Source organism: Planomonospora sp. ID82291 (assembly GCF_015711645.1).
Taxonomy (GTDB): domain Bacteria; phylum Actinomycetota; class Actinomycetes; order Streptosporangiales; family Streptosporangiaceae; genus Planomonospora.
Genome location: NZ_JABTEX010000002.1, coordinates 1216483 through 1236109 on the forward strand (window position 1 = coordinate 1216483; position 19627 = coordinate 1236109).

The 19627-nt window shown below is 71.7% G+C and carries 20 protein-coding genes; 11 read left to right on the forward strand and 9 right to left on the reverse strand.

Translation table 11 applies throughout. The features are described 5' to 3' along the window. Positions 1 to 21 precede the first annotated feature (21 nt). From ettA to HS045_RS16410, 3 genes are all read left to right on the forward strand, one after another. Positions 22 to 1686 carry an energy-dependent translational throttle protein EttA gene (gene ettA / locus HS045_RS16400; protein WP_196452205.1) on the forward strand — a complete coding sequence of 555 codons (1665 nt, stop codon included), beginning with the start codon at positions 22 to 24 and terminating at the stop codon, positions 1684 to 1686. A 68-nt stretch (positions 1687 to 1754) separates the two neighbouring features. Continuing rightward, on the forward strand, positions 1755 to 2216 hold the full coding sequence (locus tag HS045_RS16405) for a thioesterase family protein (RefSeq protein WP_196452206.1): 462 nt from the start codon (positions 1755 to 1757) through the stop codon (positions 2214 to 2216). A gap of 45 nt (positions 2217 to 2261) precedes the next feature. Continuing rightward, positions 2262 to 3083: an arylamine N-acetyltransferase gene (locus HS045_RS16410; protein ID WP_196452207.1), complete on the forward strand. Its 822-nt coding sequence runs from the start codon at positions 2262 to 2264 to the stop codon at positions 3081 to 3083. A gap of 56 nt (positions 3084 to 3139) precedes the next feature. Here the strand turns inward: HS045_RS16410 and HS045_RS16415 are convergent, their stop codons facing one another. From HS045_RS16415 to HS045_RS16430, 4 genes are all read right to left on the reverse strand, one after another. Beyond that, positions 3140 to 4669: a glycoside hydrolase family 13 protein gene (locus HS045_RS16415; RefSeq protein WP_196452208.1), complete on the reverse strand. Its 1530-nt coding sequence runs from the start codon at positions 4667 to 4669 to the stop codon at positions 3140 to 3142. A 29-nt stretch (positions 4670 to 4698) separates the two neighbouring features. Then, positions 4699 to 5097 carry a globin gene (locus HS045_RS16420; RefSeq protein ID WP_196452209.1) on the reverse strand — a complete coding sequence of 133 codons (399 nt, stop codon included), beginning with the start codon at positions 5095 to 5097 and terminating at the stop codon, positions 4699 to 4701. A gap of 76 nt (positions 5098 to 5173) precedes the next feature. Next, entirely contained in the window at positions 5174 to 6124 is a 951-nt protein-coding gene (locus HS045_RS16425; RefSeq protein ID WP_230884064.1) for a mechanosensitive ion channel family protein, read from the reverse strand. A 486-nt stretch (positions 6125 to 6610) separates the two neighbouring features. Then, positions 6611 to 6895 (reverse strand): hypothetical protein, encoded by a 285-nt coding sequence (locus HS045_RS16430; RefSeq protein WP_196452211.1) that lies wholly within the window; start codon positions 6893 to 6895, stop codon positions 6611 to 6613. A gap of 341 nt (positions 6896 to 7236) precedes the next feature. Here HS045_RS16430 and HS045_RS16435 point away from each other — a divergent pair, with 341 nt between their 5' ends. From HS045_RS16435 to HS045_RS16450, 4 genes are all read left to right on the forward strand, one after another. Beyond that, positions 7237 to 8799, forward strand: a complete 1563-nt coding sequence (locus tag HS045_RS16435) for an XRE family transcriptional regulator (RefSeq protein WP_196452212.1) — start codon at positions 7237 to 7239, stop codon at positions 8797 to 8799. Next, positions 8796 to 9287: a GNAT family N-acetyltransferase gene (locus tag HS045_RS16440; protein WP_196452213.1), complete on the forward strand. Its 492-nt coding sequence runs from the start codon at positions 8796 to 8798 to the stop codon at positions 9285 to 9287. Before HS045_RS16435 ends, HS045_RS16440 begins: the two co-directional genes overlap by 4 nt. Before the next feature lie 474 nt (positions 9288 to 9761). Further along, positions 9762 to 10379 carry a TetR/AcrR family transcriptional regulator gene (locus HS045_RS16445; RefSeq protein WP_196452214.1) on the forward strand — a complete coding sequence of 206 codons (618 nt, stop codon included), beginning with the start codon at positions 9762 to 9764 and terminating at the stop codon, positions 10377 to 10379. Next, positions 10376 to 11524: an FAD-dependent monooxygenase gene (locus tag HS045_RS16450; RefSeq protein ID WP_196452215.1), complete on the forward strand. Its 1149-nt coding sequence runs from the start codon at positions 10376 to 10378 to the stop codon at positions 11522 to 11524. The genes HS045_RS16445 and HS045_RS16450 overlap by 4 nt, the downstream gene beginning before the upstream one ends. Before the next feature lie 34 nt (positions 11525 to 11558). On the opposite strand, the gene HS045_RS16455 is transcribed toward HS045_RS16450, so the two are convergent. From HS045_RS16455 to HS045_RS16465, 3 genes are read right to left on the reverse strand one after another with little or no spacing between them, the layout of a single operon-like run. Beyond that, a complete protein-coding gene (locus HS045_RS16455) occupies positions 11559 to 12011 on the reverse strand; it encodes an NUDIX hydrolase (protein ID WP_196452216.1) in 453 nt (150 codons plus the stop codon). Between the two features lie 35 nt (positions 12012 to 12046). Further along, the gene (locus HS045_RS16460) at positions 12047 to 12679 is read right to left on the reverse strand and encodes a DUF47 domain-containing protein (RefSeq protein ID WP_196452217.1); all 633 of its coding nucleotides are present in this window, start codon (positions 12677 to 12679) and stop codon (positions 12047 to 12049) included. Then, positions 12676 to 13614, reverse strand: coding sequence for an inorganic phosphate transporter (locus HS045_RS16465; protein ID WP_196452218.1), 939 nt, complete (start codon positions 13612 to 13614; stop codon positions 12676 to 12678). The genes HS045_RS16460 and HS045_RS16465 overlap by 4 nt, the downstream gene beginning before the upstream one ends. A 344-nt stretch (positions 13615 to 13958) precedes the next feature. Between HS045_RS16465 and purU the strand changes: the two genes are divergently transcribed. Then, positions 13959 to 14810, forward strand: coding sequence for a formyltetrahydrofolate deformylase (gene purU, locus HS045_RS16470; RefSeq protein WP_196452219.1), 852 nt, complete (start codon positions 13959 to 13961; stop codon positions 14808 to 14810). A 117-nt stretch (positions 14811 to 14927) separates the two neighbouring features. Here purU and HS045_RS16475 read toward each other — a convergent pair whose 3' ends face one another. After that, entirely contained in the window at positions 14928 to 17000 is a 2073-nt protein-coding gene (locus tag HS045_RS16475; RefSeq protein WP_196452220.1) for a prolyl oligopeptidase family protein, read from the reverse strand. A gap of 317 nt (positions 17001 to 17317) precedes the next feature. On the opposite strand from HS045_RS16475, the gene HS045_RS16480 reads away from it, so the two are divergent. The 3 genes from HS045_RS16480 (at position 17318) to HS045_RS16490 (ending at position 18979) form a co-directional block, all read left to right on the forward strand. Next, positions 17318 to 17827 (forward strand): HNH endonuclease, encoded by a 510-nt coding sequence (locus HS045_RS16480; protein WP_196452221.1) that lies wholly within the window; start codon positions 17318 to 17320, stop codon positions 17825 to 17827. A gap of 68 nt (positions 17828 to 17895) precedes the next feature. Further along, positions 17896 to 18717, forward strand: coding sequence for a GNAT family N-acetyltransferase (locus HS045_RS16485; RefSeq protein ID WP_196452222.1), 822 nt, complete (start codon positions 17896 to 17898; stop codon positions 18715 to 18717). A 55-nt stretch (positions 18718 to 18772) separates the two neighbouring features. Next, entirely contained in the window at positions 18773 to 18979 is a 207-nt protein-coding gene (locus HS045_RS16490) for a zinc ribbon domain-containing protein (RefSeq protein ID WP_196452223.1), read from the forward strand. Between the two features lie 95 nt (positions 18980 to 19074). Here HS045_RS16490 and HS045_RS16495 read toward each other — a convergent pair whose 3' ends face one another. Further along, the gene (locus HS045_RS16495; protein ID WP_196452224.1) at positions 19075 to 19560 is read right to left on the reverse strand and encodes a YafY family protein; all 486 of its coding nucleotides are present in this window, start codon (positions 19558 to 19560) and stop codon (positions 19075 to 19077) included. Positions 19561 to 19627: the final 67 nt, after the last annotated feature.

The window sequence follows — 19627 nt, forward strand, 5'->3', positions numbered from 1 at the left end:
GCAGGGCCTAAGCTAGAAGGCATGCCGGAGTACATCTACACACTGCAGCGCGTGCGCAAGGCGCACGGTGACAAGGTCGTCCTCGATGACGTGACGCTGTCGTTCCTGCCGGGCGCCAAGATCGGCGTGCTGGGTCCCAACGGCACCGGAAAGTCGACGCTGCTGAAGATGATGGCGGGCCTGGAGCAGCCGTCCAACGGCGACGCCCGGCTCATGCCCGGCTTCACCGTCGGCATGCTGCAGCAGGAGCCCCCCCTCAACGAGTCCAAGACCGTGCTCGGCAACGTCGAGGAAGGCGTCGCCGAGACCAAGGCCATGCTCGACCGGTTCAACGAGATCGCCGAGCTGATGGCCACCGACTACAGCGACGAACTGCTGGAGGAGATGGGCAAGCTCCAGGACGCCCTGGACCACCGCAACGGGTGGGACCTCGACAGCCAGCTGGAGCAGGCGATGGACGCGCTCCGCTGCCCGCCCCCGGACGCCGAGGTCACCCAGCTGTCGGGTGGCGAGCGCCGCCGGGTCGCGCTCTGCAAGCTGCTGCTGGAGCAGCCCGACCTGCTCCTGCTCGACGAGCCCACCAACCACCTCGACGCCGAGAGCGTGCAGTGGCTGGAGTCCCACCTGGAGAAGTACCCCGGCACCGTCCTGGCCGTCACCCACGACCGCTACTTCCTGGACAACGTGGCGACCTGGATCCTGGAGCTCGACCGCGGGCGGTGCCACCCCTACGAGGGCAACTACTCCACCTACCTGGAGGCCAAGGCCGCCCGGCTGAAGCTCGAGGGGCAGAAGGACGCCAAGCGCAAGAAGCGCCTGGAGGACGAGCTGGAGTGGGTGCGCTCCAACCCGAAGGCGCGCCAGACCAAGAGCAAGGCCCGTCTCCAGCGCTACGAGGAGATGGCCGCCGAGGCGGACAAGCACCGCAAGCTCGACTTCGAGGAGATCCAGATCCCGCCGGGCCCGCGCCTGGGCACCACGGTCATCCGTGCCGAGAAGCTCACCAAGGGCTTCGAGGACCGGGTCCTGATGGACGGCCTCACCTTCGACCTGCCCCGCAACGGCATCGTCGGCGTGATCGGCCCGAACGGCGTCGGCAAGACCACGCTCTTCCGGATGATCACCGGCGGTGAGACGCCGGACGGCGGCGAGATCGTCATCGGCGACACCGTCAAGATCTCCTACGCCGACCAGAGCCGCGGCGGCATCGACCCGAAGAAGAACGTCTGGGAGGTCGTCTCCGACGGGCTGGACCACATCAAGGTCGGCCAGGTCGAGATGCCGTCCCGGGCCTACATCGCCGCGTTCGGCTTCAAGGGCCCGGACCAGCAGAAGAAGGCCGCGGTCCTGTCCGGCGGCGAGCGCAACCGCCTCAACCTGGCGCTGACCCTCAAGCAGGGCGGCAATGTCCTCCTGCTCGACGAGCCCACCAACGACCTGGACACCGAGACGCTCTCCAGCCTGGAGAACGCGCTGCTCGACTTTCCCGGCTGCGCGGTCATCACCTCGCACGACCGGTGGTTCCTCGACCGCATCGCGACCCACATCCTGGCCTGGGAAGAGGGCTCGAACTGGTTCTGGTTCGAGGGCAACTTCGCCGACTACGAGAAGAACAAGATCGAGCGGCTGGGCGCCGACGCGGCCCGCCCGCACCGGGTGACCTACCGCAAGCTCACCCGCGACTGATCCGGCCGTAGCGGTCCCCGCCACCCCGCCGCCCGGCGGAGGCGACGGGGACCGCTACGGTTCTCGGTGTGCTCGAACCCACCACGAACGACACGGGCCGCGCCCGCCGGCACGTCTTCCCCCGGGCCGTCCGGTTCGCCGACATCGACGCGCTGGGCCACGTCAACAACGTGCGGTTCCTCGACTACCTGGAGGACGCCCGCCTCGGCCTGTTCCACGTCGACCCCCACCGGGAGGGCATCGCTCCGTTCCAGGGGCTCGTCGTGGCCCGGCATGAGATCGACTACCGGCGGCCCCTCACCTTCCGGCCCGACCCGGTCCGGGTGGAGACCTGGGTGACCGAGATCCGCCCGGTGCGCTTCACCCTCGCCTACGAGATCCGCGACGACGACGAGGTCTTCGTCCGGGCCCGTTCGATCCTGGTCGCCTACGACGTGGCCGGGGCCGCCCCCCGCCGGCTGAACCGGGATGAGATCGCCTATCTCAACAGGTTCGCCGCCGAAGGTCCGCCGGAAGCCGCAACCGGATGATCGAATGACATCTCCGAAACGACGGGAACGGCCATGATGGAGGACATGACGGAGAACACTCCCGCCTCCGAGTGGGGCGTCGAACACCTCGACCTGACCTCCTACCTCCGCCGGATCGGCCACCGGGGCCCGCTCGACCCCACCGCGGAGACGCTGCGCACCCTGCACCGCGCCCACGTGACGGCGATCCCGTTCGAGAACCTCGACGTGATCCTGGGCAGGGGGGTCCGGCTCGACGTCGCCAGCCTCCAGGGCAAACTGGTGAACTCCCGGCGCGGCGGCTACTGCTACGAGCAGAACCTGCTCTTCGCCGCCGTGCTGGAGCGGCTCGGCTACCCGGTGACCCGGCTGCTGGCCAGGGTCAGGATGGGCGAGGACCGGCGGAGGCCGCGCTCGCACGCCATGCTCCTGGTCGAGGCCGACGGCGTGACCCACCTGGCCGACGTGGGATTCGGTGGAGACGGGCTGCTGGAGCCGGTGCCGCTCGCCGACGGCGCGCTCTCCTCGGTGGACGGCTGGAGCTGGCGGCTCGGCAGGGACGGCGACGAGTGGGTGCTGCACGGCCTGCGCCCGGACGGCTGGATCGGGCTGTACTCCTTCCGCGTCGAGACGCACTACCCGGCGGACTTCGAGGTGGCCAACCACTTCACCTCCACCGTCCCCACCTCGCCGTTCGTCAGGCACCCGATCATCCAGCAGACGGCGGCCGGCGTCCGCCGCCGGCTGCAGGGCCTCGACCTCGACGGGGAGCGGCTGGAGCCGGGGAAGCTGCATGCCGTACTGGAGGAGGTCTTCGGCATCGGCCTGGAGAGCGGTGAGGCGGAGCGCCTGGCCGAGCGGGCCCTGGCCGTTCAGGACGCGGAGTAGGCCGTCCGGGGACGGGACGCCGGAAAGGGAGCCCTGCCCCCGGACGGAGCGCCTGCCTACGGGGTGTGCAGCCAGGCCGCCGTGTCCGGGAGCAGCAGGTGGCCCTCCACCGGGGCGCTGCCGATCAGGACCCGGTCGTGCGGCGGGAGCGGCACGGGCTCGGAACCGCAGTTGACGACGCACGTCAGCGGGCCGCGGGCGAAGAAGAGCGCGTCCTCGGGGGAGTCCATCCAGGTGACGAGGTCGGGGAGCGCGCCGCGCAGCGACCGCCGGGCCCGCAGCGCCTGCCGGTAGAAGGCGAGCGTCGACCCGGGGTCGTTCGCCTGGCGCTCGGCCGTCAGCGCGGCCCACTCCGCCGGCTGGGGGAGCCACGGCGCCACGCCCTCGGGAGAGAAGCCGTACGGCGCGGCGACACCGGACCACGGGAGGGGGACGCGGCAGCCGTCCCGGCCGGGCAGCGTGCCCTCCGAGCGGATGAAGATGGGGTCCTGCCGGGCCTCCGGAGGAAGGTCCGTCACCTCCGGGAGGCCGAGTTCCTCTCCCTGGTAGAGATACGCCGACCCGGGCAGCGCGAGCATGGCCAGCAGCGCCGCCCGGCCCCGGGCGAGCCCGGTGGTCGAGGCGGGCAGCCCTTCGCCGTAGCGGGTGACGTGGCGGACCACGTCGTGGTTGGAGAGCACCCAGGTGTGGGCCTCCCCCGTGGCCAGGGTGTCGTCGATGACCTTGCGGAACGCCGTGGCCGACCAGGGCGCCTGCAGCCAGGCGAAGTTGAAGCTCTGGTGCAGCTCGTCCGGGCGGACGTAGAGCGCGAGGTCCTCGGCGGAGTCGGTCCACACCTCCCCGACGGCCATCCGCTCGCCGTCGTAGGAGTCGAGCACCTTGCGCCACTCCCGGTAGACGCCGTGGACCTCCGGGCGGCTCCAGATGGGCGACTCGGCCGTGAACGCCTGGCCCTCGGGCGGGGTGTCGGGCAGTCCCTCGGCCTTGTACAGGCCCATCGCCACGTCGATCCTGAACCCGTCCACGCCCCGGTCGAGCCAGAAGCGCAGCACGTCGAGGAACTCGGCGTGCACCTCGGGGTTGCGCCAGTCGAAGTCCGGCTGGGAGGAGTCGAACAGGTGGAGGTACCACTGCCCGTCGGGGAGCCGGGTCCAGGCCGGGCCGCTGAAGGTCGACTGCCAGTTGTTGGGCGGCCGTTCCCCGCCGTCCCGGAAGATGTAGCGGTCGCGGCCCTCGCCCCGCAGCGCCGCCTGGAACCACGGGTGTTGCGCGGAGCTGTGGTTGGGCACGATGTCCACGAGCACCCGCAGACCGAGCCGGTGGGCCTCGGCCACCATCGCGTCGAAGTCGTCCAGGGTGCCGAACAGCGGGTCCACGTCCCTGTGGTCGGCCACGTCGTAGCCGCCGTCGGCCATGGGGGAGCGGTAGAAGGGGGTCAGCCAGATCGCGTCCACGCCGAGCTCGGCGAGGTACGGCAGGCGCTGCCGGACACCGGCCAGGTCGCCGACGCCGTCTCCCGAGGCGTCGGCGAAACTGCGAACGTAGATCTCATAGACGACGGCATCACGCCACCAGGGGATTTCCATGTGTGGGGGTTGCCCCGGCCCGGCGGCCTTTATGCGTCGGGGGCGTTGACCATGCTGTGCGCCGCGTAGACGAGGTAGTCCCACAGGCGCTTCTCCAGCTCCTCGGGGAGCTCCAGGGAGAGCACGGCGTCGTGCATGTGCCGCAGCCACGCGTCCCGCTCGGCGCCGCCGATCACGAACGGGTTGTGCCGCATCCTCAGCCGGGGGTGGCCGCGCCGCTCGCTGTAGGTGCCCGGACCGCCCCAGTACTGCATCAGGAACAGGCTCAGGCGCTCCTCGGCCCCCGCCAGGTCCTCCGCGGGGTACATCGGCCACAGCAGGGGGTCGTCCACGACCCCCTCGTAGAAGCGGCGGACGAGGCGGCGGAAGGTCTCCTCACCGCCGACGGCGTCGTAGAACGACTGGGATTCCTCGGTGGTACCTGACACGGTTTCAGCCTAAGGGGTCCGGGCCCGGGCGCGGTCCGTCCCGGGCGCCGCCGGGAGGCGCCCGCGCCCGCCGCCGTCAGCCGGCGATCGTGATGGAGGCCCGGTCCAGGGCCGCCTTCACCCGCAGCCGGATCTCCCGGGCGACCTCCGCCTGCCGGGACGGGATCGTCTTGACGCTGATCCGGAAGACCACGGCGGTGTCGGAGATCTGCTCGATCCCCCAGACCTGCGGCTCCTCGACGATGACGGAGTCGCGGAAGGCGGGGTCGTTCCACATCTCCCCGGTCACCTGGGTGAGGAGCTCGCGGACGGCGGGGATCTCGGCGCTGTAGGCGACCGGGACGTCCACGGTCGCGCGGGACCAGCCCTGGGACTCGTTGCCGACCCGGGTGATGGTGCCGTTGCGGACGTACCAGACACGGCCGTCGGCGTCGCGCAGGCGGGTGATGCGCAGGGTGACGGCCTCGACGGTGCCGGTGGTGGAGGCGCCGACGGCGGCGCCCACGTCGATCACGTCGCCCACGCCGTACTGGTCCTCCAGGAGCATGAACATGCCCGCGATGAAGTCCTTGACGAGCTCCTGGGCGCCGAAGCCCAGGGCCACGCCGATGATGCCGACGCTGGTCAGCAGGGGGGCGATCGGGACGGAGAGCCGCTCCAGGACGGTCAGGAACGCGGTGCCGATGATGACGATCGAGGAGACCGAGCGCAGCACCGAGCCGATGGTCTCCGAGCGCTGCCTGCGCCGTTCGGCGGCGACCGCGTCGAGGCCTTCCGGCTGCACCGTCTGCCGTCCCCGCAGCCGTCCGGCGAGCGAGGCGTTGCCCGAGGAGGCGCGCCGTACCACCCGGGTGATCAGGCGGTGGGCGACGTTCCGCAGGACGAAGGCGACCACCAGGATGAGCACGATGGAGATCAGGCCCGCGATCACCGGAGCCCAGGTCGCGGGCAGGACGGAGTACACGATGTCGCAGAGTACGTCACTTTCGACGCCGCTCTTGCACGCGTTGCTCAGTCCCTGGGTCATCTGGAGCGGGAGGTCCAGGACCGAGGTGGGTGTCGATGAGGGGACCGGGGTCGGAGACGGGGCCAGGGAAGGACTGGGGGAAGGACTGGGGGACAGCAGGAACACGGAGAGGATCCCTCCCGGATCGGGTCGGTCGGCAATGGGGAAGTCATCGACGTTCTCCATATTGCCGACAGAACCGGCCGCCGTCACATCACGCCGGGGAAGACGGGGGCGCCCGGTCCGGGGCCGCGGGGGGCGGATCCGGACGCTCCGGTGGCGTACGGCACGGACGGGGCGCGCACCCGGAAGCGCGCCCCGCACCGCTGTGCGGGAGGGATCTCCCCGATCACCGTCCGGGGCCCGGACGGTGGCTCTGTGTTCCGAAGCCGGCGGGGTGCCCAGCGTCCGAGGACGCTCCGCACCGGTCACCCCGCCGGCCCGGCCGGGCCGCGGTGGGCGCGGTGGACCGGTACGGCTGCGCTCCGTGCCGGTCCACCGCCGTGGTCACTCCCCCACCGCGGCGAGTACGCGTGCGACCTTGGTCGCGGCACCGGCGGGATCCTCCGCCGTGTGCATCCGCTCGCCCCAGGACCAGCAGTAGTACCAGTCGGGACGGCTGGGCGCGGCCTGGGCGCGGCAGGTGACGTTCTCCGCCAGGCTGGTCGCGTTCGGGTTGATCACGCGGGCGAACACGCGACCCGTCCGGCTCCGCACCACGCGGGCGTGCAGCCCTCGAGCATCCAGTTCCGACACCAATCGCTCCAGATGCTCGAAATCGTCTCCCTGCACCTCGTCCCTCCTCCTTGGGGTCGGCCGACACCGAATCGCATTCTTGTGATCGGGCGAATCGGCGCTGGTCGGCCAAAGATGTCTCACACCGGCGCGGTGGTCAACGTCACGAAACCCGAGATCAGGGTGGCCGTTCTCCCAAGTAGGTTGAAAGAAGCAGTCCGGGGGGAGACGATCCTTAGCCGATGGCTCTATTCGCTGGTTCCGGATGAGCCAAAGGTGGTCCATCATTCTCAGTAGGCGCAGTGCGACGCCATCGTCACACTGCGTCAGCAGGAGAGGACCGGTCAGGACATGTAAGTGTGCCAGCCCGCCCAGCTGGTCACGAGAGAGGGGCCGGTATGTCCGGCAGGCAGCACAGAGAGACAGAGCTGGCGCGGCGGATCCGAGCCCGCGGTCTGGCCGCGGGACGGGGCTCGGCGCAGATAGCCGAGGAGATCCACGAGAAGTGCGGTCCGCAGTTCGGGACCACGCGGATCAAGGGTCATCGTCTCGCGCACGGCATCGCGCTCGCCGACGTGATCGAACAGGTCAGGGCGCTGTTCGAGCGCGACGGGAAGCCGGCGCCCGGCATCGGGGAGACGCTTCTGTCCGCCTACGAGAGCGGGCTGAAGCGGCCCGGTCCCGAATACCTCCACTATCTGTGCACCGTCTACCGGGTAGAACCGGTCGCCCTCGGGTACGAGGGCCCGTGCATCTGCGGTCACGGCCACAAGATGCCCGGTGTCGTCCGAGGCGATCTCCAGGATGAGAAACCCGAAGCTTCCCCTGGGCCGCGCGAGCGGTGGCTCCCACCTCAGGTCGGCGGCGACCCTTCGGTGGACGGGGGCGAGGAGGACGAGAACGTGCTACGGAGAACGCTTCTGGGCCTTCTGGCCGGCGGCAGTGTCGCCTTGGACGGCCAGGTGCTCGGATCGGTGGACAACATACGCAGGAGGATGGACGGCACCCTGGTGTCGGCCACGGTCTCCCCGGCGATGCTCGATCAGTGGGAGGAGGCCGCGGTCGGGTTCGGGCGGCAGTACATGAACACGCCGCCGCTCCGCCTGCTGTGCGACGTGCTGCTGGAGTTCAGCGCCGTGCGCAAGGCGATGGAACGCCGGCAGCCCGTGGACCTGCAGGAACGGCTCTGCCGGATGGCGGCGCAGCTGGCCGGGCTCAGCGGCATGATCATGATCAATCTGGGTGACCACCGGATGGCCCGGTCCTTCTTCAGGACCGGCCGTATGGCGGCGGACGAGACCGGGGACCGGGCGCTGCGGGCCTGGGTCACGGCCCGCGAGGCGCTGGTCCCGCTGTATTACGGCGACCCGCGCGAGGCGCTCAACCTCGCCAAGAAGAGCGGTGACCTGGCCGGTCAGACCCCGTGCGCGGCGCAGGCCATGGCGCCGGTGGTCGAGGCCCGGGCGCTCGCGATGCTCTCGGGCTCGGGGAAGAAGGATGTGGTCGACCAGGCCAAGCGGGCGCTGTCGCGGGCCAGGGCGGCGTTCTCCCAGATGACCGCGGACCAGAAGGAGGACGCGGCCTTCGGCTACACCGAGCGCCAGCTCTACTTCCACCAGGGTGACGCCCTGGTCAGGCTGGGGCAGGCGATGGAGGCCGACCTCATCCTCGAGCAGGCCCTCACCAAGTACGGTCCCTCCGACTGGCTCGACCCCACACTGATCAGGCTTGACCGGGCCAGGTGCAAGCTGATGGAGGGTGACGTCGAGGAGGCGCTCACGATCGCCCAGGCGACGATCGAGGGGCTGGGCGACGGGTGCAGGCCGGACATCCTCATGCAGCGTGCTCAGGAGGTGGCGCGGGCGGTCGAGGCCAAGGCCCCCGGTCATCCCCGACTCAAGGCCTACCTGGAGACGCTGCGCACCGCCTCGGTGACCGAGCTCGAAGTGCCGACTGCATGAGTCTCAGGATCAGGCGCTACCGCTGGTCCGACCTCGAAGCCGTCTGCGCGCTGCACCAGATCTGCCTCGCGCAGGTCGGGCTCGCCCCGGGAGACGGCGTCTGGTACGACGACGACTTCCCGCGGATCAACGAGGTCTATCTCGCCGACCGGGGAGAGTTCCTGGTGGGGGAGGCCGGCGGCCGCGTCGTGGCGATGGGCGGGCTGCGCCGGATCGACGACGAGGTCGCCGAGATGTGCCGCCTGCGGGTGCATCCGGAGTTCCAGCGGCAGGGGTACGGCGCCCGGACGGTCCTCTCCCTGGAGGCGCGGGCGGTCGAGCTGGGCTATGGGCGACTCCTCTGTGACACCACGCTGAATCAGTGCGCGGCGATCGGGCTCTATCGCAAGTACGGCTGGCGTGAGATCCGCAGGGAGGAGCGAGGGGGATACGTCGTGCTGTACTGGGAGAAAGATCTGACGAGCACGATGTCCGTCTTGCCTCAGTGACGCGCATATCGCATTGATCTCGCTCCGTCATCGCCGGTCACAGGAATGACGGGCCGTTCATTCCCCGTATCCGTTCATTATCCGTACCCGTGCCGATTCCTTCGGCGGGTGCATCGCCGGCGGATTCGCGCGGAGGCCGGAACGTCCCGATGCGCCCCACGGCCGGCCCGGGGAAGAGGACCCTCCCTGAGGGGTGGAGAGAACCACTCCTGAGGGAGTTGTCCTCTCCCTCCAGAAGGAATGTCTCCACGGCCGCTGATGAAGTGGACGCCGGACGACGCCCCTTCAGACTGAGGATCTTCTCCCGTGGGAGTGGTCTTCTGTGCTCCAGGGTGGAATCTTTCCTCCGCTCGTCCGGATCGCGCCGGGCCGACGGCCGGACGCCGCGACGGGGGCGCGGCTCGTCGCGGAACCGTCCCTGCGGCGAGGGCTTGTCGCTTGCTTTGCGCTGAACGATCGTTTAACTTGCTGAACGTGTGTTCAGCACGAGACGACCGTACCGCCAGGGCCGTCATCCGGGACCGGGCGCTGGAGCTGTTCGCGGCCCGGGGATCCGCGTCGGTGACGGTCCGCCAGATCGCCGCGGCCGCCGAGGTCTCGCCCGGCCTCGTCATCCATCACTTCGGTTCGAAGGACGGGCTCCGCGCGGCGGTGGACGACCACGTGGCGTCGGTGTTCGACGTCCTGTTCGCCGAAGCGGCCGGAGGGGGACTCGACGTGTCCGACGGGGTCTCCATGGCGGAGACGCTCCTGGCGGAGCTCCCCCCGGATTCACCGGTCCCCGCCTACCTGCGCCGCCTGCTGCTGTCCGGCGATCCCGCCGGGACCGCGGTGTTCCGCCGGTGGTTCGCGGCCGGCAGGGCGATGACCGAGACGCTCACCGCGCGCGGGGTGCTCTCCCCGGGCCGGGACCCGGAGGTCCGTACGGCCTTCCTGATGGCCAACGATCTGGTGCTGCTGCTCCTGCGGGACCAGCTCGCCGATGTGCTCGGCGTCGACCCGCTCGCTCCCGAGGGGGCGGGCAGATGGGCGGAGGAGGTGCTGAGCGTCTACCGGGACGGTCTGTTCGGCAGGGAAGGGGAGAGGCCGTGAACGTCCTGATCTGCGGCGCCGGAATCGCCGGGCTCACGCTGGGCTGGTGGTTGCGGCGGGCCGGAGCGGAGGTGACGCTCGTCGAGAGGGCGGCCGGCCCGCGCAGCGACGGTTACATGATCGACTTCTTCGGCGCCGGCTACGACGTGGCCGAGCGGATGGGCATCCTCGCGCGGTTGCACGACGCCTCCGCCGACATCGCCGAGATCGTCTACCTCGACGGGCGCGGCAGGCGGGCCGGCGGCTTGCGCTACGACGCGGCCCGGGCGGCGGCCGGCGGGCGCGTGCTCAGCGTGATGCGCGGTGAGCTGGAGAGGATCCTGCGGTCGTCGCTGGACGCCGGTGCCGAGATCCGGTACGGCGCCGGCGTCACCGCGATCCGGGAGGCCCCCGGCGGGGTGGACGTCGAGCTGACCGACGGGAGCGTCCGCCGCGTCGACCTCCTGGTGGGCGCCGACGGTCTGCACTCCGCGGTCCGGAGGCTGGTCTTCGGTCCGGAGGAGCGCTACCTGCGACCGCTCGGCTACCACACGGCCTCCTACTTGATCCGGGACGCCGGACTGGCCGGGGAAGCGGGCCGGAGGGCCCTCCTGGTGAGCGTGCCGGACCGGCAGGCGGGGATCTACCCGACGCGGGACGGGGATCTCGCCGCCTGGCTGGTCCATGCCGTGCCCGGGACGGCCCTGCCCGCCGACGCCCGGGCGGAGATCGCATCCCGCTACCGGGGGATGGGCCGCCTGGTGGACCGGGTGCTGGCCCACTGCCCGGAGGATCCCTACTACGACCAGGTCGCCCAGATCCAGATGCCCGGATGGAGCCGGGGGCGGGTCACCCTGCTCGGTGACGCCGCCCACGCGGTCTCGCTCATGGCGGGTCAGGGGTCGTCGATGGCGATGGCGGGGGCGCACGTGCTCTCCACCGAGCTGCTCGGCGCCGGCGTCGAGGCGGCCCTGGAGCGCTACGAGCGCCGGATGCGCCCGTTCGCCCTGGGCAAGCAGAGGGGCGGCCGCGGGGCCGCCCGCTGGATGGTCCCGCACCAGCACTGGCGGATCACGCTGCGCAACCGCCTGTTCGGCTTCGCGGACCTGCCCGGCGGCACCGCCGTCATGAGCCGCGCCTTCCGGCGGCTGAGCGCCGGCGTGTGAGGCCGGCTGGTGGGGCCGGGATGGTGGGACCGGGTCATTCCGGCAGCGTGAGGCGGGAGACGATCTCCGGCAGGCCGGGCGGGTCCACCACGTCCGGCAGCCCGGCCAGCTCCTCGGTGAGGAACCAGCCCGACCCGAGATAGGCGCCGTCCTCCTCGGCGGTGAGCCGGTCGGGACGCACCTGCGGGGTGCGGCCGAACCTGGCCAGGTAGAACCGCTCGGTCTTGACGTAGCGGACACCGAGCCAGGTGAAGTCCCGGTGCACCGGCAGCCACCGGTCCAGCACCGCCTCGCCGGGCAGGCCCGTCTCCTCGGCCAGTTCCCTGCGGGCGGCCTCCAGCGGGGTCTCACCCGGGTCGATCCCGCCGCCCGGCGGCTCCCACAGGGCCTGCCCGCTCACCGCGTCGCGCCAGTGCATCAGCAGCACCCGGCCGGAGCCGTCCACGCAGACCACCCGCGCCGCGGGCCGATCGTTCGCCTCCGTCACCGCTCGCCTCCGTCACCGCTCGCCTCCGTGATCGCTCATCGTTTCATCGCGCCGTCGGCGATGGCGTCGGCGGCGTCACCGATGGCGCTGGCGACGACCTCCAGGCGGCGTGCCAGCTCGCGCTCCTTCATGGTCTCGGAGGTGATCTCCCCGGAGAAGATCTGGGCGATCTCGTACTGGTACATGCGCTGGAGGGTGCCGCTGGCCTTCTTCACCTCCAGCGCGTCGCCGATGACCGCCGAGGGCCGGGAGGCCAGGTCGTAGATCGCGGTCTCCAGCGCCTCGATCCCGGCGATCACCTGGTCCAGCATGGGGGCGAAGCGCCGCTGCCCGCGCACCCGGTAGAGATGCGACTCGCGGACGAAGTCCCGCAGGGAGTCCAGGACGTCGTCGATCGAGCGGGACAGCCGGAACATGTCCTCCCGGTCGATCGGGGTGATCAGGGCCCCGGAGAGCTCCTCCACCAGGCGGGCGCGCTCGGTGTCGCCCCGGTGCTCGATCTCCCGCATCATCTCGTGCGCGTCGGCCCTGCGCGTGTCACCGCCGATCATGGCGACGGCCAGCCAGGCGCCCTGCTTGGTGGCCTCCAGCTGCCCGATCAGCGCGTCGGTGAGCGCGTTGTCCATGCGACCGGTCATCAGGTCCCGGATGCGGCGTAACCGTTTCAAGCGACCACTCCTCTGACGACGAGCGCCACCGCCGCGGCGAGCAGACCGCTCACCGGCAGCGTCAGCATCCAGGCTAGAACGATCTTCAATGCGGCGTGCCAGCGCACCCTGCCGGCGCTCTCGGTCAGCCCGGCCCCGATCAGGGCGCCGGCGATGGTCTGGGTCATGCTCACCGGCGCGCCGAGCGCGGCACAGCCGAGTACGGCGGTGCCGCTGGACAGCTCGGCGGTCACCCCGTGCAGCGGCCGAGAGGCGATGATCTCCCGGCTGAGTGTGCGGCCGGCGCGCGGCAGGCCGTACACGGCGCCGGCGCCGAACATCCCGGCCATCGCGACGCAGGTGGGCAGCGGTGCTCCCGAGAAGCCCTGGGCCAGCATGAAGACGGCCAGCATCTTCTGGCCGTCGTTGGCCGCGTACGCCAGGCACTGCAGGGTGAACCCGACCCGGTGCCACCGCCGCAGCAGGCGGGTGTGCCCCAGCAGCGACAGTGCGCGGCGCGCCGGGACCGCCAGCAGCGCGCCGACGAAGGGCGCCGCCAGCGCGACGGCGAGGACGAACAGCACGGTCCGGAGGGAGACCGGCACCCCCCAGCCCAGACCGGCTCCGGTGAGGGCGCCGACGATGGCGAGGGTCAGGCTGGTGGGTCGCCCCCGGTTGCTCAGGACCATGACGACGACCAGCGCGGACAGGACCGCGACGGACATGACGACCTGCCCGGCGGGCCCGCCCACGGCCGTCAGGCTGGTGGCGAAGGTGGTCGCGACCCTGTGCGTCACCATGGGGACCAGCGCGACCGCGGTCATCATCATGAGCACGCCGGTCACCGGCCGGATGCTGGGGATCTTGAGTCCGGTCGCGAGCAGCGCGCCGCCGTCGTTGACCCCCGTGACGACCGCGAACAGCGCCGCGAGCGCCGTCAGCGCGGCGAGGCTCACGGTCGCCACCTCACGCCGGCCGTCTGCGCCTCAGGCTTTCCCCGCCTGGGGCCCGTGCGCGGTCTTCGCGTCTGCGTCCGTACCGTCTCCGTCCGCGCCTCGGGGGTGATCCGTCACCGGACATAGATACCCGGAGCGGTGCGGAACCTAGCATCACAATGTGAGACGGCGGTTCCGGCCTCGCCGGAGGGCCGCGGGAGGACCGCCCCGACGGCGGACGCGGGTAACCTCGTTCCCGCGACCGCCGGGACGGACCGGCGCCGGCCGGACGCGGAGAACGCGGCGGCCGGCCGGGCCCGGTCCCACGGCGCCCGAACGATCCGACCCGCGCGAAGGTGAAGGCCATGAGTCCTGCCGAGTACGTCCTGACGCTGTCCTGCCCGGACCGGCCCGGTGTCGTCGCCGCGGTCTCCGGGATGCTCGCCGGGTACGGGTGCAACATCACCGAGAGCCAGCAGTTCGGCGACCGGGACAGCGAGCGGTTCTTCATGCGGGTGCAGTTCTCCGCTCCGGTGCCCGAGGACGAACTGCGCACCGCGCTGGCCGCGCTGGCCCCCGAGTTCGGCATGGAGGTCAACCTGCGCGCCGCGGCGGTCAGGCCGCGCGTGCTCATCATGGTCAGCAGGTTCGACCACTGCCTGAACGACCTGCTCCACCGGGTCCGCTCCGGCCTGCTCGACATCGAGATCGTCGCGGTCGTCTCCAACCACCCCGACCTGCGTCCGCTCACCCAGTCGCACGGCGTCGACTACCACCACCTGCCGGTCACCCCGGACACCAAGGCCCGGCAGGAGGCGGAGGTCCTGACGCTGGTCGAGCACTACCAGGCGGACCTGGTGGTGCTCGCCCGCTACATGCAGGTGCTCTCGCAGGACCTCTGCGAGAAGCTGGCCGGACGGGCGATCAACATCCACCACTCGTTCCTGCCGTCGTTCAAGGGCGCCAAGCCGTACCACCAGGCGCACGCCCGCGGGGTGAAGCTGATCGGGGCCACCGCCCACTACGTGACGTCGGACCTGGACGAGGGGCCGATCATCGAGCAGGAGGTGGCCCGGGTCAACCACAGCCACTCCCCGGAGGACCTGGTCGCCATCGGCCGGGACGTGGAGTGCCTGGTGCTGGCCAGGGCGGTCAAGTGGCACGCCGAGCAGCGGGTACTGCTCGACGGCCACAAGACGATCGTCTTCCCCCGGTAGGCCGTCCCGCCGACGGGACCTCCGCGCCGGCGGTCTCCCACCGGGAACCGCGGGCGGCTTTCCGCCCCGCCGGAGCGGCTCCCGCCGGAGCGGCTCCGCGGCGGACGGGGAGCGGCCTCAGGCGGTCAGGCCGGTGTGGTGGGCCAGGAAGGCGAGCTGGTCGGCGGCGAGCTCGACGGTCTTGCTGACCGCGCGGGCGCCGTGACCGGTCTCGGCCTCGTTGCGCAGCAGGACCGGCCGGTCGGCCGCCTGGGCGTGCTGCAGGGCCGCGCACATCTTCCAGGCGTGCAGCGGGTGGACGCGGGTGTCGGACTGGAAGACGGTGAACAGCGTCGCCGGGTAGGAGACGCCCTCGCGGACGCGGTGGTACGGGGAGTAGGACCAGAGCCAGGCGAACTCGTCGGGCTTGTCGGCCGAGCCGTACTCCACGTTCCAGGTCGCGCCGAGGCCGAAGAGCTCGTAGCGGACCATGTCGAGCAGCGGGGCCGAGCAGGCCACCGCGGCGTACAGGTCGGGGCGCTGGGTGAGGGCGGCGCCGACCAGCAGGCCGCCGTTGGACCCGCCGGAGATGGCCAGCCGGTCGGAGGTCGTGACACCGGAGGAGATCAGGTGCTCGGCCGCCGCGTGCAGGTCGTCGAAGACGTTCTGCTTGCAGGCGAGCATCCCGGCGCGGTGCCAGTCCTCGCCCTGCTCGCCTCCGCCGCGCAGCTGGGCGATGGCATAGGTGCCGCCCGCCTCCACCCAGGTCAGGATCGAGGCCGAGTAGCCCGGGGTCATCGAGATGCCGAAGCCGCCGTAGCCGTACAGGATCGTGGGGCGGGGCCCCTCGGCGCCGGGCGGGGAGATCACCAGCATGTGGACCTCGGTGCCGTCGGCCGAGCGGTAGACGACCTGCTCGGTGCGGACCGCGGGCACCTCGACGGCGCCGGGGGAGGCGGCCCACAGGGTGGTCTCGCCGGTGCGGGCGTCGTAGCGCTGGACGGTCGGCGGCGTGGTGTTGTCGGTGTAGCCGAACCAGGCCTCGTGGCCGCCCTCCGGCCGCTCGCCGATGCCGCCGATCGTGCCCAGGCCGGGCGTGGGCACCGTGCCGGTCCGCTCGCCGGTGGCCAGGTCGTGCACGGAGATCTCACTGATCGCGTGCCGGGTCCAGCCGGCCAGCATGACCGGCCGGTCCAGGTCGTCGAGGATCGCGAAGTCGGAGAGGACGGCCTCGGCGTCCTGCGGGATCAGGTCGCGCCAGTGCTCGGCCTGCGGGGTGGCGGGATCGGTCACGCAGATCCGCCCGCGCGGGGCGTCGCGGTCGGTGAAGACGTAGAGCAGGCCGTCGCGGCCGAAGTGCAGGCCGGTCTGGGCGTCGACGCCCTCCTGGACGACGACGAGCTCCGGGGCCTCGGGGGAGGAGGCCTCCAGGTCCGCGGTCCACAGGTCGTTGCGGGGAGCGGTGCCCCGGGAGGCGGAGATCTGCAGCCACCGGCCGTCGCGCGACACCCCCACGCCGTAGTAGTTGGTCTTCTCCATGCCGTGGCCGAAGACCAGCACGTCCTCCTCGGTGGAGGTGCCGACCCGGTGCAGGTAGACGCGGCGGTGGTACTGCTCCTCGCCCGCGGGCACCTCCGTGGCGGGCAGCCGGCGCACGTAGTAGAACGCCTCGCCGCCGGGCAGCCAGGCGACGGGGGAGTAGCGGCACCGGTCGATCGGACCCTCGATCCGGGTCCCGGTCGCGACGTCCATCAGGTAGAGGCTGGACTCCTCGTCGCCGCCCACCGAGATCTGGTAGGCGAGCAGGCGGCCCTCCTTGTCGGGCTGCCAGGCGTCCAGCGTGGTCAGCCCGGTCGGGTCCAGCGCCATCGGGTCCAGCAGCGCCCGCTCGGCGCCGGAGGGGTCTGCGGTGTACAGCACGGCGTGCTCCTGCTCCGGGGTGCGCCGCATGAAGAAGCGCCGCTCGCCCCGCCAGACCGGGGCGCCCACCGAACCGGACCTCAGCAGCTCGGCGACCCGGGCCTTGAACCGCTCGCGTCCGGCGAGCTCCCCCATCTCGGCGGTGAAGAGCTTCTCCTGGGCGGCCAGCCACTCGGCGGTGGCGGAATCGTCGGGATCCTCCAGCCAGCGGTAGGGATCGGGCACGGGGGTGCCGTGCAGGTCCTCGACGACGTCGTCACGGCGGGCGGGCGGGTACGGCTGTCGGGTCATGGCTGGAACCCTACGACCTCCGGCGGACAACGGGACACCGCGTGCGCGCCCGGCGTACCGAACGGGCTTCGGAGGAGTGAAGAACAGGTAATGGGGGCATAAAAGCACCAGGAGTCCCTCCAGTCATTTATGAGTGGCGGGCACGCCGATCGAGAAGTCAAACTTGGTCCAGGACGGTGCCGTGGTGACCATCCGCTGGGCCGTCCGGCGGAGGTCCTCGTGACGGAAGCGCCCGGGCCCCAAGAGGGGCCGCCAGCCGGGGCACGCGACGGTGTGCCCCCCGAGATGACGCGACGTGCGGCGGGGGAGGCTCGCTGATGCGCCAGGTCCTGCTGCTCAACGCCACTTTCGAGCCCCTGACCACCCTCTCCATGCACCGCGCCGTGGTGCTGGTGCTGAGGGAGAAGGCGGACGTCGTGCACCGCGACGGGCGGGGCGCCGTGCTCCGCTCGGCGAGCCGCACGGTCGACGTGCCCTCGGTGATCAAGCTTCGCCGCTACGTCCGCATCCCCTACCGATCGCGGATCCCCCTGACCAGGACCGCGCTGATGCGCCGGGACGACTACCGGTGCGCCTACTGCGGTCAGCGGGCCGACACCATCGACCACGTGATCCCCCGCTCGCGCGGCGGCCCCCACACGTGGGAGAACTGCGTGGCCTCGTGCACGACGTGCAACCACCGCAAGGCGGACAGGCTGCTGGAGGAGCTGGGCTGGACGCTGAACGTCGCCCCGGTGGTGCCGCGCGGCGTGCACTGGCGGCTGATCGGCGCACACGTCGCCGGCGACCCCCAGTGGGCTCCGTACCTCGCGGAGAACGCGGCCTGAAGCCGCGGCCCGAGGTCGCGGCCGTATCCGCTCGCCCCGGCGAGGTCCGTGTCGGCACAATCGGGTGCATGGCATGGATGTTCACCTCCGACGTCGAGGTGTTCGCCGGGGCGGCGGAGCCGTGGCTGCTCCGCGACCCGGTCCGCAACACCGCCCCGCTCACCGTCCTGCGCGGGATCCGCGCCGGCGTCCACGGTGAGGACGTGCTGCTGGCCTGGCGGGAGGAGGACGGCGAGACCGTCGCCGCGGCGATCCACACGCCGCCGCGCGGGCTGCTGCTGCCCGATCTCCCCGCCGGTTCCGTGCCGTCCCTGGCCGCCGCGCTGATCGAGGCCGAGCGGGAGATCCCCGAGGTCCAGGGACCGCTGGCGCAGGCCGAGGCGTTCGCGGCCTGCTGGTGGCGGCCGGAGGCGCGGCGGGTGTCCGAGCGCCTCCACCGGCTCGACTCCCTGACCCCGCTGCGCCGCCCCGTCCCCGGAGCCGCGCGGACGGCGGGCGCCGGCGACCGCGAGCTGCTCGTGCGGTGGTTCGCCGACTTCCAGGCCGAGGCGTGGGGCCGTCTCCCGGCGGACGCGACCCCGCTGGTCTCCAGCAGGATCGGCCGGGAGGAACTGGTCCTGTGGGAGGACGGCGGCCGTCCCGTCGCGTTCGCCGGCCTGTCCGCGCCGATCGCCGCGATGTCCCGGATCGGTCCGGTCTACACGCCGCCCGAGCTGCGCGGGCGGGGGTACGGCGAGGCGGTCACGCGCGCGGCGACCCGGGCGGCGCTGGAGGCGGGAGCCACCGGGGTGGTGCTCTTCACCGACCTGTCCAATCCCGCCTCCAACTCGGTCTACCGGGCGGTCGGCTACCGCCCCGTCGCCGACTACGCCTCCATCGCGTTCCGGTGAACCGGCGACGGCGGGAAGGGGCCGTCCCGCAGGTTCCGCTGAGTACCCTGATGGCATGCCTCGCTACGATTTCCGCTGCCGCGCCTGCGGGTCCACCTTCGAGCTCTCGCGCCCGATGGCCCGCTCCGACGAGCCCGCACCCTGCCCCGCCGGACACGAGGACACCGTCCGGCTGCTGTCCACGGTCGCCGTGACCGGCGGCGCCGCCGCCCCCCGGCCCGCCGGTGGCGGGGGCTGCTGCGGCGGGGGCTGCTGCGGCTGACCCGCGAGAGCCGGCCCGTCCCGGACCGGCTCCGCGCCGTCACGCCGTCCTTCCGCCCGGCTCACCGGGACGGGAGGACGGCGTCGTGCCGTCCGCTAGGCCGCGCGCCTGCCCTGGAAGGGCAGGAAGCGCTCGGCCGGATGCGGCCGGGCGGGGATGAAGGTGGGCTCCGTGGCGATGATCCGGTCGAACCGGAAGGCCCGGATCGCGCCGCGCATGCGGCACATGCCCACGAGGTACCAGTGCTCGCGGTGGACCATGCAGGTCACGGGGTCGACGTCGCGGACGGTGACCCGGCCGGAGACGTCCCGGTAGTGCAGGCGGATCACGAGCCGGGACGTGATCGCGCTCGCGATGGTCCTGGCCCGGTCGGCGACGGCGGAGGGGAGCGGCTCGGTCAGGGTGGCGAGGGTGGCGGCGGTGACGTCGTCGTCGAGCTCCAGGTGCTCGAAGGCGTGTCGGAGGCCGTGCCGGGCGGCGGCGGCCTGCGGGCCCGACCCCAGGTGTGCCAGGGACAGGGCGAGGGCGGCGATCTCGGCGGTCGTCAGCGGGCTGGCGGGGGGCTTCATGACGGTAGCCATACCCAGAGAATACGGGCCGGCACTGACATTTTTCGAACAGAGATACCGACTTCAGGACTGTAACCTC